The organism is Acidovorax sp. M14 (assembly GCF_049331375.1).
Lineage (GTDB): Bacteria > Pseudomonadota > Gammaproteobacteria > Burkholderiales > Burkholderiaceae_C > Acidovorax.
In genome coordinates, this window is sequence record NZ_CP186263.1 from 2413456 (window position 1) to 2427925 (window position 14470).

The 14470-nt window shown below is 63.1% G+C and carries 11 protein-coding genes; 2 read left to right on the top strand and 9 right to left on the bottom strand.

Annotated features, from left to right (window positions below; genetic code table 11):
* Positions 1-13: 13 nt before the first annotated feature.
* A complete protein-coding gene (phbB, locus tag ACOYR4_RS11020; RefSeq protein ID WP_056062618.1) occupies positions 14-751 on the top strand; it encodes an acetoacetyl-CoA reductase in 738 nt (245 codons plus the stop codon).
* 491 nt (positions 752-1242) lie between these two features.
* On the opposite strand, the gene ACOYR4_RS11025 is transcribed toward phbB, so the two are convergent.
* The 6 genes from ACOYR4_RS11025 to dapC form a co-directional block, all read right to left on the bottom strand.
* Positions 1243-3270 carry an ABC-F family ATP-binding cassette domain-containing protein gene (locus tag ACOYR4_RS11025; RefSeq protein ID WP_422849541.1) on the bottom strand — a complete coding sequence of 676 codons (2028 nt, stop codon included), beginning with the start codon at positions 3268-3270 and terminating at the stop codon, positions 1243-1245.
* A 129-nt stretch (positions 3271-3399) separates the two neighbouring features.
* Positions 3400-4314 (bottom strand): 50S ribosomal protein L3 N(5)-glutamine methyltransferase, encoded by a 915-nt coding sequence (prmB, locus tag ACOYR4_RS11030; protein WP_422849542.1) that lies wholly within the window; start codon positions 4312-4314, stop codon positions 3400-3402.
* Complete coding sequence (gene dapE, locus ACOYR4_RS11035; RefSeq protein WP_422849543.1) at positions 4311-5498, bottom strand: succinyl-diaminopimelate desuccinylase; 1188 nt, start codon at positions 5496-5498, stop codon at positions 4311-4313. Before dapE ends, prmB begins: the two co-directional genes overlap by 4 nt.
* 164 nt (positions 5499-5662) lie before the next feature.
* On the bottom strand, positions 5663-6826 hold the full coding sequence (locus ACOYR4_RS11040; RefSeq protein WP_060987304.1) for a PilT/PilU family type 4a pilus ATPase: 1164 nt from the start codon (positions 6824-6826) through the stop codon (positions 5663-5665).
* Positions 6827-6894: 68 nt separating this feature from the next.
* The gene (dapD, locus tag ACOYR4_RS11045) at positions 6895-7728 is read right to left on the bottom strand and encodes a 2,3,4,5-tetrahydropyridine-2,6-dicarboxylate N-succinyltransferase (RefSeq protein WP_060987303.1); all 834 of its coding nucleotides are present in this window, start codon (positions 7726-7728) and stop codon (positions 6895-6897) included.
* Positions 7729-7744: 16 nt separating this feature from the next.
* A complete protein-coding gene (dapC, locus tag ACOYR4_RS11050; RefSeq protein WP_209819684.1) occupies positions 7745-8950 on the bottom strand; it encodes a succinyldiaminopimelate transaminase in 1206 nt (401 codons plus the stop codon).
* A gap of 179 nt (positions 8951-9129) precedes the next feature.
* Between dapC and ACOYR4_RS11055 the strand changes: the two genes are divergently transcribed.
* Positions 9130-10617: a methyl-accepting chemotaxis protein gene (locus tag ACOYR4_RS11055; protein WP_422849544.1), complete on the top strand. Its 1488-nt coding sequence runs from the start codon at positions 9130-9132 to the stop codon at positions 10615-10617.
* A gap of 58 nt (positions 10618-10675) precedes the next feature.
* Here ACOYR4_RS11055 and rsxB read toward each other — a convergent pair whose 3' ends face one another.
* The 3 genes from rsxB to ACOYR4_RS11070 form a co-directional block, all read right to left on the bottom strand.
* Positions 10676-11398 (bottom strand): electron transport complex subunit RsxB, encoded by a 723-nt coding sequence (rsxB, locus tag ACOYR4_RS11060; RefSeq protein WP_422849545.1) that lies wholly within the window; start codon positions 11396-11398, stop codon positions 10676-10678.
* Positions 11395-12966: a polyhydroxyalkanoate depolymerase gene (locus ACOYR4_RS11065; RefSeq protein ID WP_422849546.1), complete on the bottom strand. Its 1572-nt coding sequence runs from the start codon at positions 12964-12966 to the stop codon at positions 11395-11397. Before ACOYR4_RS11065 ends, rsxB begins: the two co-directional genes overlap by 4 nt.
* Positions 12967-13170: 204 nt before the next feature.
* Entirely contained in the window at positions 13171-14259 is a 1089-nt protein-coding gene (locus ACOYR4_RS11070) for a GTP pyrophosphokinase (RefSeq protein ID WP_422849547.1), read from the bottom strand.
* Between the last annotated feature and the right edge of the window lie 211 nt (positions 14260-14470).

Sequence of the window (14470 nt, forward strand, 5' to 3'; positions counted from 1 at the left end):
AAGGAGAAATCACATGAGCCAGAAAGTCGCGTATGTCACCGGTGGCATGGGAGGCATCGGTACCGCCATTTGCCAGCGCCTGCACAAGGAAGGTTTCAAGGTCATCGCTGGTTGTGGCCCGACACGGGACCACGCCAAGTGGCTGGCCGAGCAAAAGGCCCTGGGCTACACGTTTTATGCGTCGGTCGGTAACGTGGGTGATTGGGATTCCACGGTGGAAGCTTTCGGCAAGACCAAGGCAGAGCACGGGACCATCGACGTGCTGGTGAACAACGCCGGCATCACGCGCGACCGCATGTTCCTCAAGATGTCGCGCGAAGACTGGGACGCTGTGATCGAAACCAACCTCAACAGCATGTTCAACGTCACCAAGCAAGTAGTGTCGGACATGGTGGAAAAGGGTTGGGGCCGCATCATCAACATCAGTTCGGTCAATGGCGAAAAAGGCCAGGCAGGTCAAACCAACTATTCCGCAGCCAAGGCGGGCATGCACGGATTCTCGATGGCCCTGGCGCAAGAGCTGGCCACCAAGGGCGTTACCGTCAACACGGTTAGCCCCGGCTACATCGGCACAGACATGGTCAAGGCGATCCGCCCAGATGTGCTGGAAAAGATCGTTGCCACTGTCCCGGTCAAGCGCCTGGGCGAACCGAGCGAAATTGCCTCGATCATCGCCTGGCTGGCCTCGGAAGAGGGCGGGTACGCCACGGGTGCAGACTTCTCGGTCAATGGTGGCCTGCACATGGGCTGAGAGTGGCACATCTCTGTTGAGCCAACAAAAAACCCCGCGAAAGCGGGGTTTTTTGTTGGGCTTTGCAAGGACTGCAGATCGATGGATCTGGCCTTGCTAGGGCCGTCTGAAAAATGCGGGGTCTATGTAGGCACCTACATTTTTCCTGTTTTGGTACGGTTTATGCTTATCGTGTGCTGCGCGGCGGCATCGTTATGCACAACAGAGGCTGGGCTGCAGCGCCTTCAGATGCGGGCGGGAGCGCGCTTGCGGTCGCGTTCGTCTTCGGGCCAGGCGGACAAGATTGCGGTGGTATTCATGGTGGAAAACTCCTGTGATGTACCAACAACGCGGCCCGTCCGTGGTTCGTTGACAGCCTTTCGCAAAAAAATGCAACCGCAATAGCCTGTAGATTGGTCCAAAAAATAGCTACATTTTTTATAGCTATACATTCATATATGGTTTGGTAAAGTCCTGAAAATTCTGGCGAAAATTTACAGGACTTTACATCTTCATCCCACAGAAGCCGCTGAAATTTCTTCGAGCGCAGAAGAAATTTCCAGCCAGCGCTCCTCCAGTTTTTCCGTTTCGTCGTTCCCAGCTTTCAGGCGCCGGCCGCATTCGGCGATCTCTGCGGGAGGCAGGGTTTCCGTCAGTTTTTGCTCCAATGCGGTGCGTTCTGCACTCAAGGCCGCCAGGCGTTTGTCGATCTGCTCCAGCTCTTTTTTGAGCGGACGGGTCTTTTCGGCCAGTTGTTGACGGGTCTGGGCATCCAGCTTGCGCTGCTCTCGTCCGTCGCGTGCGGCGGGGGAAGAGGGCGCAGCCACGGAAGGTACCAACGTTGGCTGTGCGACGGCTGGGGCTGCAACAGGAGCCTGTGAGGCCTGTTGTTGTGCCTGCTCGGCAAGCCGCGCTTCTTCGCGCAGGCGCTTGGATTCTTCGAGCAGGTATCGCTGGTAGTCGTCGAGGTCTCCGTCGAACGGACCGACCACACCCCGGCCCACCATCCAGAAGTCCTCGCAGACCGAGCGCAGCAGTGCACGGTCGTGGCTGACCAGCATGACGGTGCCGTCGAAGTCGTTGAGTGCCATGGCCAACGCCTCGCGCGTGGCCAAGTCCAGGTGGTTGGTGGGCTCGTCGAGCAGCAGCAGGTTGGGGCGCTGCCAGACAATCATGGCCAGGACCAGGCGCGCCTTTTCACCACCGCTCATGGTGCCTACGGCTTGTTTAACCATATCGCCGGTGAAGTTGAAGCTGCCCAGATAGCTGCGCAGGTCCTGCTCACGGCTCGGCTGTTTGGCATCCGGCCCTAGCTCCTTGGCCAGACGGATCATGTGCTCCAACGGGTTTTCGCTGGGGCGCAGTACATCGAGCTCTTGCTGCGCAAAGTACCCGATGTTCAGCCCCTTGCCCTCCGTGATGCTGCCCGCGAGCGGCTTCATGGTGCGCGCAATGGTCTTGACCAGCGTGGACTTGCCCTGTCCGTTGGCGCCCAGGATACCGATGCGCTGCCCAGCCAGCACCGAGCGGTTGACGCCCGTGAGAATGGTGGTGGGCGTACCTTCTTCGTCCACATAGCCAAACGAGGCGTCGCTGATGGCAAGCATCGGATTGGGCAGGTTGGCTGGCTCCTTGAACTCGAAAGTGAACTCGGCCTCGGCAAGCACCGGTCCGATTTTCTCCATACGTTCGAGTTGCTTGACCCGGCTTTGCGCCTGCTTGGCCTTGCTGGCCTTGGCCTTGAAGCGGTCGATGAACTTCTGCAGGTGCGCCATCTTCTCCTGCTGCTTGGCAAAGCTGGCTTGCTGCAGCTCCAGTTGCTGGGCGCGCAGTTCTTCAAACTTGCTGTAGTTACCGCCGTAGCGGTTCAATTCGCCCTGCTGGATTTGCAGGGTGACATTGGTGATCGCGTCCAAAAACTCGCGGTCGTGGCTGATCACGATCATGGTGCCTGCATAGCGCTTGAGCCAGGCTTCGAGCCAGACGAGTGCATCCAGATCCAAGTGGTTGGTGGGCTCGTCCAGCAGCAGCAAATCGCTGGGGCACATCAGCGCGCGCGCCAATTGCAGGCGCATGCGCCAGCCACCCGAAAAGCTGTTGACGGGCTGGTCGAGTTCGCTCACCCGAAAACCCAGCCCCAGGATAAGGGCCTGGGCGCGGGCCACGGCATCGTGGGCGCCGGCGTCGTGCAGGTCGGAATACGCATGGGCAATGGCCATGCCATCGTCGCTGGCTTCAGCCTCGGCCAGCTGGCGCTGCACCTCGGCCAGGCGTGTGTCGCCTTCCAGCACAAAGTCGGTGGCCGACTGGTCGGTCTCGGGCATGTTCTGCGCGACCTCGGCCATGCGCCAGCTCGACGGAATGTGAAAGTCTCCGCCGTCTTCATGCAGCTTGCCGCTAAGCAGTGCAAACAGGCTGGATTTGCCTGCGCCATTGCGCCCCACAAGCCCGACGTTTTCGCCGGGGTTGATGGTGGTGGACACGCTGTCAAGCACGACTTTCGTGCCTCGGCGCAGGGTAACGTTCTTGAGGGTGATCATCCGGGAATCAGAAAAAAGCACACCCGCGCGAGGCGGGTGGCATACAAAACTCTGGGGGCCAGCGCAGTTGTGAACGGCAGAGCCGTTGCAGCTGCCCAAGGTGGCGCAGGGGCTCTATTGTGCCGTGAGCTAGGTTTGGGCGGCCAGGGCCCGCCGGGTGACCAGCAAAACCTGGTCTTCTCCCGCACTGGTTTCCAGCCAAAAAACCGGCAGTTGCGGAAACGCCGCCTCGAAGTGCGCCCGCTCGTTGCCGATCTCCAGAATGATGACGGCGTCCTCAGTCATGCAGTCGGGAGCCGTGGCAAACAGCTGGCGCACAAAGTCCATGCCGTCAGCGCCACCGGCCAGGGCCAGTTCAGGCTCGGCACGGTACTCGCTGGGCAGCGCGGCCATGCTGTCGGCGTTGACGTAGGGCGGGTTGCAGAGGATCAAGTCCCAGGGGCCGGGCAGGGCGGCCAGGCCATCGGAGAGCTGCAGCCTGATGCGGTCCTGCAGGCCGTGTTTGTCCACGTTGATGTGGGCCACGGCCAGGGCGTCGGCCGAGATGTCAGCGCCGGTCACTTCGACTTCGGGCCAGGCCATGGCGGCCAGCACGGCCAGGCTGCCGTTGCCGGTACACAGGTCCAGCACTTGGCGGGTGTTATCGCTCAGGAAGCCGTCCACGCTGCCATCGGCCAGCAGTTCTGCGATGAAGCTGCGCGGCACGATGGCGCGTTCGTCCACGTAGAAGGGCACGCCCTGGAGCCAGGCCTCGCGCGTGAGGTAGGCGGCGGGCTTGCGTGTACGGATACGTTCTTCAAAAAGTGTAGCTGCCAGGGCAAGCTGATCGGGCGCTACCGCCTGATTCTTGATGGAATCTGGCGCGTCGGAGAGATCACTGTCCAGCGGCAGGCCCAGGCGCCACAGCACCAGCCAGGAGGCTTCGTCATGGGCGTTGGTGGTGCCGTGGCCAAAGAACACCCCGGCAGAGGCCAGCCATTGGGCGCCAGATTCGACCAGCGCACCGACGGTGTTGCCGGTCAGGGGATGGTTCGTGCTGCTCATGCGGTCACCGCCGCCAGGGCCTGAGCGTGCAGGTTTTCCAGCGTGCGGCGGTAAATGTTCTTGAGGGGTTCGATGCCGGCCACCACCACATGCTCGTCGATCTTGTGGATCGTGGCATTGGGGGGGCCCAGTTCGATCACCTGGGGGCAGATCTGCGCAATGAAACGGCCGTCGCTGGTGCCTCCGGTGGTGGACAGTTCGGTGGTGATACCTGTCTCGGACGCGATGGCCTGCTGCACGGCGCCCACCAGTTCACCGGGCGTCGTAAGGAAGGGCTGGCCGCCGAGCGTCCAGCGCAGGTCGTATTCCAGGCCATGTCGGTCGAGCACGGCGTGCACTCGCTGCTGCAAGCCCTCTGCCGTCGATTCGGTCGAAAAGCGGAAATTGAAGTCGATCACCACTTCCCCGGGGATCACGTTGGTTGCGCCCGTGCCGCCATGCATGTTGCTGATTTGCCAGCTGGTGGGCGGAAAGAAGGCATTGCCGTTGTCCCACACGGTGGAGGCTAGTTCTGCCAGCGCGGGCAGAGCCTGGTGGATGGGGTTGCGGGCCAGCTGCGGATAGGCAATGTGGCCTTGGATACCACGCACGCTGAGCTTGCCGCTCAGGGTGCCGCGCCGTCCGTTCTTGATCATGTCTCCGGTTTTCTCGACGGAGGTGGGTTCGCCCACGATGCAGTAATCGAGTCTTTCGCCGCGCGCCTTGAGCTGTTCCACCACGACCTTGGTGCCATCGACGGAGGGGCCTTCTTCGTCGCTGGTCAGGAGAAATGCCAGCTCGATCAACGGAGCAGGTGTGGCGGCCAGGAACTCCTCCACTGCAACCACGAAGGCGGCAATAGACGTCTTCATGTCGCTGGCACCCCGGCCATAGAGCTTGCCGTCCTTGTGGGTGGGCACGAACGGGTCGCTGCTCCATTGGGCCAATGGACCGGTGGGGACGACATCGGTGTGCCCCGCGAATACTACGGTTTTGATAGCTGCTGAGGCATGATTCGCCTGCGCTACCGGCCGCTTTGCCCACAAATTGCTGACGCGGAAGTTGGCGGGGCCACTGTCCAGGCGTTCGCACACAAACCCGAGCGGGGCGAGCCGCGCGGCCAGCAGGTCCAGGCAACCGGCGTCCTCCGGTGTGATGGAAGGCAGTGAGATGAGCTGTTCAGCCAGGTGCAGGGTTCGGGACATGGGATCAGAATCAGGAAATGGAGACACGCAGCCAAGCTGCGATCATGGAGGCGGGTAGCGATACTCCGTAGCCTCTGCAAGAACTGCTTTTTAAGAGGCGCTCAACACCGAACGCGGCGTCCCCTTGAGGAAGGACTCCGCAGGCCGCTTCGTGCGGCATCACATCATGCCGCCGGCTTGACGTCCAGCACGATCTCGGTGAACGACGGCGTATCGTCGGGGGCATCGCGTGCTTCTTTCTGGGCCTTGGCGGCATTGGCGGCCAGGGAAAAGTCGTTTTGCAGGCGCCACATCAGGTTGGTAGGCGAATCGGCATAAGCCATGCCTTCCTTGCGGTCGATCTGCGCGTCCATGATGAGGCGGGCCAGCGCTTCTTCGAAGGTCTGCGATCCTTCGGCCATGGATTTCTCCATGGCTTCGCGCACGCCCGAGAAGTCGCCTTTTTCGATGAGATCGGACACCAGCTTGGTGTTGAGCATGACCTCGACCGCAGGCACCCGACCGCCGTCGGTCTTGCGCACCAGGCGCTGCGACACCACGGCCTTGAGGGCCGATGCCAGGTCGCCCAGCATGGTGGGGCGCACCTCGACCGGGTAGAAGCTCAGGATACGGTTGAGCGCGTGGTAGCTGTTGTTGCCGTGCAGCGTGGCCAGGCACAGGTGGCCCGACTGCGCGTACGCAATGGCGGCCGACATGGTTTCGCGATCGCGGATTTCGCCGATCAGGATCACGTCGGGCGCCTGGCGCAGCGCGTTCTTCAGGGCGGTTTGCAGGGACTGGGTGTCGCTGCCGATTTCGCGCTGGTTGACGATGGACTTCTTGTTCTTGAACTGGTACTCGACCGGGTCCTCGATGGTGAGGATGTGGCCTGTCAGCGCCTCGTTGCGGGTGTCGATCATCGACGCCAGCGAGGTGCTCTTGCCCGAGCCCGTGGCGCCCACCATCAGGATGAGGCCGCGCTTTTCCATGATGAGCTCGCGCATCACCGGGGGCAGACCCAAGGTGTCGAACTCGGGGATCTGCTGCGAGATGAAGCGGATCACGACCGCGTAGCTGCCGCGCTGGCGCATGGCGCTGACCCGGAAGCGCCCTACACCGCTGAGCGGCACACCCATGTTGAGTTCGCCGGTTTCTTCCAGCTCTTCGATGCGGTCCGGGGGGACCACTTCAGACAGCAGGTTGCGCGGTGCGTCGGGCGGCAGGATCTGGTTGTTGATGGGCACGCACTCGCCGTTGATCTTGATCAGCGCGGGGGCGTTGGCCGACAGATAGACGTCGGAGGCCTTTTTCTCTGCCATCAGGCGAAGAATTCGTTCCATCGTGCTCATGGTGTTTCCCTCTTGTTGTCAGTCTCTGTCGGCAAGGCGGCCCATCAGGCCGCGCTCATGCAGCGCAATCAGTCGCGCAGCAGGTCGTTGATGCTGGTCTTGGAGCGGGTTTGCGCGTCCACCTGCTTGACGATGATGGCAGCGTACATGCTGTAAGGTGCGCCGTTGGCGGCGGTCTTGGGCAGGTTGCCGCTCACCACCACCGAGCCCGAAGGCACGCGGCCATAGCTGATTTCGCCGGTGGCGCGGTTGAAGATCGGGGTGCTCTGGCCCAGGTACACGCCCATGCCCAGCACGGAATTCTCTTCCACCACCACGCCTTCGACAACTTCGGAACGGGCACCGATGAAGCAGTTGTCTTCAATGATGGTGGGGCCGGCCTGCAGAGGCTCCAGCACGCCGCCAATGCCCACGCCGCCGGACAAGTGCACGCCCGCGCCGATCTGCGCGCACGAGCCCACGGTGGCCCAGGTGTCGACCATGGTGCCTTCGCCCACGTAGGCGCCGATGTTGACGTACGAGGGCATCAGGATCGCGCCCTTGGCAATGAAGCTGCCACGGCGGGCCACAGCAGGTGGCACCACGCGCACGCCGGTGGCCTTCATTTCTTCTTCGGACAGGTGGGCAAACTTGGTCTGTACCTTGTCGTAAAAGCCCAGGTCACCAGCCTTGACGACTTCGTTGTCCTTCAGGCGGAAGGACAGCAGCACGGCCTTCTTGATCCACTGGTGCACGGTCCACTGGCCCACGCCTTCGCGGGTGGCCACACGCAGCTTGCCGTTGTTCAGCTCGGCAATCACGTGCTCCACGGCGTCCTGGATCTCCTTGGGGGCGGCGGCGGGCGAGAGGCTGGCGCGGTTTTCCCAGGCGTTGTCGATGAGGGTTTGGAGTTGTTGGGTCATGTTGTTGTCGATCAGATCAGGCAGTACGGGATTGGATGAATTGCACGATGCGCAGCGCGGCTTCCACGCATTCTTCGGCTTCGGCCACCAGGGCCATGCGCACGCGCTGCGCGCCGGGGTTGCTCCCCTGGGCCTCGCGGGCTAGGTAGCTGCCGGGCAGCACCGTCACATTGTATTGAGCCAGCAGGGCACGCGCGAACTCGGCATCGTCCATGCCCAGAGCTTCTGGCACCTTGGCCCACAGGTAGAAACCGGCGTCGGGCAGGGCAACTTCCATCACGCCGGCCAGCAGCGGCGTGACCTGGGCAAACTTTTTGCGGTACAGCGCCCGGTTTTCCACCACATGCTTTTCATCGCTCCAGGCGGCGATGCTGGCAGCCTGCACGATGGGGCTCATGGCGCTGCCGTGGTAGGTGCGGTAGAGCAAGAAGGATTTGATCAGCGCGGCGTCGCCAGCCACAAAGCCGCTGCGCATGCCGGGCACGTTGCTACGCTTGGAGAGGCTGGTGAAAGAGATCAGGTTCTTGAAGTGGCCACGCCCCAGTTGCGCTGCGGCCTGCAGGCCACCCAGCGGCGGTTCGTCGCGGAAATAGATTTCGCTGTAGCACTCGTCCGAGGCAATCACGAAGCCGTAGCGGTCGCTCAGCTCAAACAGTTTCTTCCACTCGCTGAGCGGCATCACGGCGCCCGTTGGGTTGCCGGGGGAGCACACGAAGAGCAACTGTGTGCGTTGCCACACAGCCTCGGGCACGGCGTCCCAGTTCACCGCAAAGTTGCGGCTGGGGTCGCTGGCCGCGTAATACGGCTGGGCGCCCGCCAGCAGGGCGGCACCTTCGTAGATTTGATAGAACGGATTGGGGCAAACGACCAGCGGCTGGCCTTGCGATGGGTCGATGATGGTCTGCGCGAACGCAAACAGTGCCTCGCGCGAACCGTTGACCGGCAGCACCTGGCTGCCCGGGTCCAGGGTCAGCGCATAGCGCTGTTGTATCCATTGTGTGAAGGCCTCGCGCAGCTTGGGTTCGCCTGCGGTGGCTGGGTAACTGGCCAGTCCGCCCAGGTTGTTACTGAGTGCATCTTTGATGAACTGCGGTGTAGGATGGCGTGGCTCACCCATGCCCAGGCTGATGGGGCTGTAGGCCGCCGGGGGGGTGACTCCCGCAAAGAGTTGCCGCAGCCGCTCGAAGGGGTAGGGCTGGAGATGGGAGAGCAGGGGATTCATGGAGCGACATTATGGGCGAAGGGCGTGCGCCCAAGGCGTGGTGCCAGGTGTCGTCCACGCCATGGCAATGGGCGGGGCAATGCGCTGAGGCGGGCCCCGCGCGCCGGATGGGGTTGTCAATCCGACGTAAGAGCGGACACCTAGCATGGCTCCCTTTCAAAAACGATAACGGAGACAAGATGTCTGGATTCCTACCGCTGCGCCCCGGACTCTGGTGGATGCGCAGGTGGCACCTGCCGGGCAAACTGATCACGCTGGGTGTGTTGATGGCGGGCGCCCTGGCGATGGCCGCCATGGATGCCCCGTGGTGGGCTGTGGCGCTGGCGGGTGCCGTGGTTCTCTATGCCCTGTGCGCTTTGTATATGGGGCTGGCCTCCGACCTGCAGAGCGTGGCGCATGCGATGGAGCAGACCACTCGGGGCGACTTGTCGGCCCGTGCGGGCGTCAACGGACGGGACGAGGTCGGGTCCATGGCCCAATCGCTCGACCGGATGGTGCTCACGCTCTCATCCATGGTGGCGGACATTCGCAGCAACGCGGCACTGGTGGCCCATGCGGGGCAGAGCCTGGCGCAAGGCAACCGCTCCCTGGCTGAACGCACCGAACAGCAAGCCGCCAACCTGGAACAGACGGCTGCCAGCGTGGAGCAGCTTTCGTCGGCCGTGCAGAACAACGCACAGACCGCGCGCAGCGCCGATGCCCGTGCCGCCGAGGTGCGTAAGGCTGCCGACAGCGGGGCCGAGGCCATGGCGCGAGCCGTGCAGTCGGTGGAGGCCATCCAGCAAAGCGCACGCCGCATGACCGAAATCATCGGTGTCATCGACAGCATTGCGTTTCAGACCAACATCCTGGCCCTGAACGCGGCGGTCGAGGCCGCCCGCGCCGGTGAGCAGGGCCGAGGCTTTGCCGTGGTGGCGGGTGAGGTGCGTACGCTGGCCAAGCGTTCGGGCGACGCGGCGCGCGAGATCCGTGAACTGATCGGCGCCTCGGTCAACCAGGTGGAGGCCAGCGCGGGCCTAATCCGCTCGGCTGGCGAAGGCATTGCCAACATGGCCAGCGGCATTCGCAGCGTGGCGGCCAGCATGACCGAGATCTCCGGCTCCAGCGCCGAGCAAAGCACGGGCTTGAGCGAGGTCAGTTCTGCCGTGCAGCAGCTCGACCAGATCACGCAGCACAACGCCCAGATGGTGGGCCACGCCGTTTCGCAGGCTGAGGCGCTGGAGCACCGCGCCTCCACCCTGTCCCAGGCGGTGGCGGCGTTCCGGCTGCAGCAGGGTACGGCCGACGAGGCAGTGGCGCTGGTGAACAAGGCAGTGGCGCTGCACAAGACCACCTCGCGCGACCAGTTTCTGCGCAGCATCACCGACAAGACGCAGCCCTACCATGACCGCGACATGTATGTGTTTGTGCTGGATGCTGGCGGCACCTACCTGGCCTTTGGTGGCAATCAGGCCAAGGTGGATACCCGCGTGCAGGACATCCCCGGCATTGCAGGCGACCGGCTGGTGAGCGACATCGTGGCCCAGGCCGACCGCGCTCCAGGTTGGGTGGAGTACGACATCACCAACCCGGCCACGGGCGCGGTGCAAACCAAGATGTCTTACGTGAGCCGCGTGGGCGATTGGTACGTGGGCTGCGGCGTGTACAAGTCACTGGCCGCGCGGTAGTCCGCAGACCAGCAGTTTCTCGTCCAGAGACCTGGGCGTCGCTTTTGGGGTGCCGCTTTCAGCGCGACCCTTTTTCACGCAGCTGGCGCGCGCGCTCCATGGCGGCGGCAATGGCCGCCTTGCGTGCTTCTATGCCCTCAGCAGCCACTGCATTGGCCGCCGGGCGCGATAAGGCGGTTGATGACAAGGCGGTTGTTGTGGAATCGGCCTGTGCACCGAATCCATCGTCCTCTGCATCTTCCAGCGGCACCCGCTGGCGGTGTTGCTGGTAGCGCTGCTTGGCTTGAAGTGCCAACGCATCAGACCATGCGGCCCACCCGGTCGCGCCACCGCTTGCGTTGTCGAGCTGGATGCAGTCCAAGGGGCAAACGGGGATGCACAGCTCGCACCCTGTGCAGTAGGGCTCGATGACGGTGTGCATTTTCTTGTGGGAGCCCACGATGGCATCGGTGGGGCAGGCCTTGATGCACAAGGTGCAGCCGATGCACCACGCTTCGTCAATGAAAGCCACCGTGCGTGGTCCCTCCACGCCGTGGTCAGCACTCAAAGGCACCACGGCGTGGCCCGTGATGGCGGCGAGGCGTGCGACACCTTCAGCGCCCCCGGGGGGGCACTGGTTGATGGCAGCCTCGCCCTGGGCGATGGCCTGCGCAAAGCTTGCACAGTCGGGGTAGCCGCAGCGCGTGCACTGCGTCTGGGGCAGGGCGGCATCGATCCGCGCTGCGAGGTCAGCTAAGGCAGCGTGGGCTGGGGCGGTGCTGGCGGAAGCGGGGTGGCTCAAGCCTTGCGCGCCTTGCTCTTGCCGCTGCTGCGGGTGGACGGCGCCGCCGTGGCGCTGTTCTGCGCCGTGGTTAGGTCCGCAGTGGGCTCCTGGGCGGCACCCGTGGGGGTGGCTGCGGGTTGCACCCAGCGTGTGGCCACTGCGGTGGCACCGGCGGGCTTGGCCGCAGGACGGGCTGGCGCAGGCTTTGCAGCTGCCTTGGGCGCTTTGGCCGTGGTGGTTTTGGCTACCGGTGCCGCCTTGGCGGGGGCGGGCGAGGCGCTAGCGAGCTTGGGCGCTGCAGCCGAAGCCACGGGCTTGGCGGGCAGTTCATGTTCCAGGATGAAGGCACGCACCTTGGGGTACACGATGTCGCGCCAGCGGCGGCCGCTGAAGATGCCGTAGTGGCCTGCGCCCTTGGCCTCCAGGTGGCGCTGCTCTTTCCGCACGATGCCGCTGCACAGGTCGTGGGCGGCTTCGGTCTGGCCCGAGCCGGAGATGTCGTCCAGCTCGCCTTCCACGGTGAACAGGGCGGTGGTCTTGATGTCCTGTGGGCGCACGCGTTCGAGCTTGCCGTCAGGTGAGCGCACGTCCCAGGTGCCATTCACCAGCTTGTAGTCCTGGAACACGGTCTGGATGGTTTCGAGGTAATAGTCCGCATCCATGTCCAGCACGGCGTTGTACTCGTCGTAGAACTTGCGGTGGGCCTCGGCGCTGGCGTCGTCGCCCTTGATCAGGTTCTTGAAGTAATCGTAGTGGCTGGACGCATGGCGGTCCGGGTTCATGGCCACAAAGCCGGTGTACTGCAAAAAGCCCGGGTAAACGCGGCGGCCGGCACCAGGGAATTTCTCCGGCACGCGGTAGATCACGTTGTTCTCAAACCATTCGTAGCTGCGGTTGGTGGCCAGGTTGTTCACTGCCGTGGGCGACTTGCGGGCGTCGATGGGGCCACCCATCATGGTCATGGTCAGGGGTGTCTTCTCGCCGCGGCTGGCCATCAGCGACACAGCAGCCAGCACCGGCACCGTGGGCTGGCAGACGCTGATCACGTGGCAGTTGCCGTAGATGCCTTGCAGGTGGCGGATGAAGTCCTGCACATAGTTGACGTAGTCATCGAGGTGGAACTCCCCCTCCGACAGCGGCACCAGGCGAGCGTTTTTCCAGTCGGTGATGTAGACCTTGTGGTCTTTGAGCATGGTTCGCACGGTGTCGCGCAGCAGCGTGGCGTAGTGGCCCGACAGCGGCGCCACGATGAGCACCACGGGCTGGCCCTTGAGCTTGGTCAGCGTGGCGGGGTCGTCCGAAAAGCGCTTGAAGCGGCGCAGTTCGCAAAACGGCTTGTCCACCTCGATGCGCTCATGGATGGCGACGCCGATGCCGTCCACGTCTACGGTGGGGATGTCGAAGGCGGGCTTTTCGTAGTCCTTGCCCAGGCGGTAGAGCAGGTCGTAGCCGGCGGCCATGCGTTGGGCCACCGAAGTCTGGCTCAGCGGCGAGACCGGGTTGCTGAACAACTTGGAAGCCGCCTGCGCAAAATCTGTGAAGGGCTCCATCAAGGAGCGCTGGGTTTCGTAGAGGTGGTACAGCATGGGGCGAAACTCCGTTTTGTTGCAGTGCAATATAGCAGCACTTGGTAACAAGCGCATGGAGTAAAACCACCAATGTCCAGTCGCCTATGCGACAAATTGACGTGACCCCAGGGGCGGAGCGCCGCTTCGGCGACGAAGGCTGCGAAGCTATCAAAATGATAGCTATTCAGGCAATTGGCACTAGCGCTTGCGCCGATTTTCGCCTCAACCCTGCACTTTGGGCTCTGCGTTGTCGCTCAGCCAGGCCTCGAACGACTCGCGGGCCGAATTGCGCAGCGCGGGGCGGAAGGCGGTCTTGTTACTCAGGTACAGGCAGTGCCGGATCACCGTGTAGGGGTTGAAGCTGGCCTGGGGGTTCTGGTCTTCAAAGTGCTGCTTGTAGCGCTTGACCACGCCAATCGTCTCCCGCATCAGGCTGTTGAAACGGGCGCGTGTCATGCCCGCCGACCAAGCCTGGATGTCGTCCACAAAGCCATCCACCTTGGACGGTTCAAACTCGAAGTCCTTGAAAAAATGCGTGGCGATCTTGAGGAAGGTGAAGGCATTGAGCTCGCTGCTGGGGGCTGCAGCGCGGGCAGGGGCCTGCAAATCTGCGGCCGCGTCGGGTGCGGGTTCGGCAGTTTCGTCCGGGGCCTGCAACAGTTCTGCCGCCGTGGCATCGCGGATCTGGCGGAACTCCCGGTCGGCCAGTTCGAACAGGGCCGACAGCACGTTGATGCGCCGCTTGAGCTGCCCCGGGATGGATTTTTTGTACTTGATCTTGTGGTCCAGTACGCTCCACGAGTCCTGGATGATGGTGCGCACCTGCAGCTCGAAGGGCCACTGGGCATACGCCGCGTGCTCCGGCAGGTCACGTTCGGCCACGCTCAGCCGCAGGTCCAGGTGCAGCCCCTTGTAGCCAAACGACGCCTCGGTGCTCTCCACGGCCGACACCTTGTCGGTCACATCAATGACCGCGAAATGGGCACGCACGATCTGGGCGATCTTTTCCAGCTCGTCTTCATACAGGCACACCACCCGCACGCCAACCAGGTCGGTGATGTAGGCCTGGATGTCATAGGGCGTGTTGCTCTCTTCCAGCGCCGGCCGGTATTTGCGCACGAACTTGCGCACGCATTCATCCACATCTTTCACCCGGCCCTCGACCTTGGTGATGTCCACGCCGCCCGCCTGGGTCACCACGGTCGCCACACGCGCCGTGAGCGCTGCGCAGGCGTCTTCCAGCGCCACGGCTTGCGCCGCATACCAGCTGCGAAATTGGGATTCCTCCAGATCGAAATCAAGCGATGCCATGCCAGGCCTTTGGGTTGAGTGTTGCCGGGTTGATTGGTGAGAGCTGGTGCGCAGGCACGGGACTGCCGCACAGCGGGTGCGAGCATAGCCGCGCAGCGTTCGCAAGCAGTGTGCAGTTTGCGCGCAAATGCCCCTTTTCGGCGCAGGACAGATGCTCATAATGGTGCAGCCCCTCGGGTCCACAGCCTGTGTACCGCCGACGCGCTTCCAT

What these genes read in the sequence shown, in the direction of transcription:
- dapE (WP_422849543.1), bottom strand. Translation starts at nt 5,498, where the DNA reads ATGTCCCGAACCCTGCACCTGGCTGAACAGCTCATCTCACTGCCTTCC.
- ACOYR4_RS11055 (WP_422849544.1), top strand. Translation starts at nt 9,130, where the DNA reads ATGTCTGGATTCCTACCGCTGCGCCCCGGACTCTGGTGGATGCGCAGG.
- dapD (WP_060987303.1), bottom strand. Translation starts at nt 7,728, where the DNA reads ATGACCCAACAACTCCAAACCCTCATCGACAACGCCTGGGAAAACCGC.
- prmB (WP_422849542.1), bottom strand. Translation starts at nt 4,314, where the DNA reads ATGAGCAGCACGAACCATCCCCTGACCGGCAACACCGTCGGTGCGCTG.
- ACOYR4_RS11070 (WP_422849547.1), bottom strand. Translation starts at nt 14,259, where the DNA reads ATGGCATCGCTTGATTTCGATCTGGAGGAATCCCAATTTCGCAGCTGG.
- dapC (WP_209819684.1), bottom strand. Translation starts at nt 8,950, where the DNA reads ATGAATCCCCTGCTCTCCCATCTCCAGCCCTACCCCTTCGAGCGGCTG.
- ACOYR4_RS11040 (WP_060987304.1), bottom strand. Translation starts at nt 6,826, where the DNA reads ATGAGCACGATGGAACGAATTCTTCGCCTGATGGCAGAGAAAAAGGCC.
- ACOYR4_RS11025 (WP_422849541.1), bottom strand. Translation starts at nt 3,270, where the DNA reads ATGATCACCCTCAAGAACGTTACCCTGCGCCGAGGCACGAAAGTCGTG.
- phbB (WP_056062618.1), top strand. Translation starts at nt 14, where the DNA reads ATGAGCCAGAAAGTCGCGTATGTCACCGGTGGCATGGGAGGCATCGGT.
- ACOYR4_RS11065 (WP_422849546.1), bottom strand. Translation starts at nt 12,966, where the DNA reads ATGCTGTACCACCTCTACGAAACCCAGCGCTCCTTGATGGAGCCCTTC.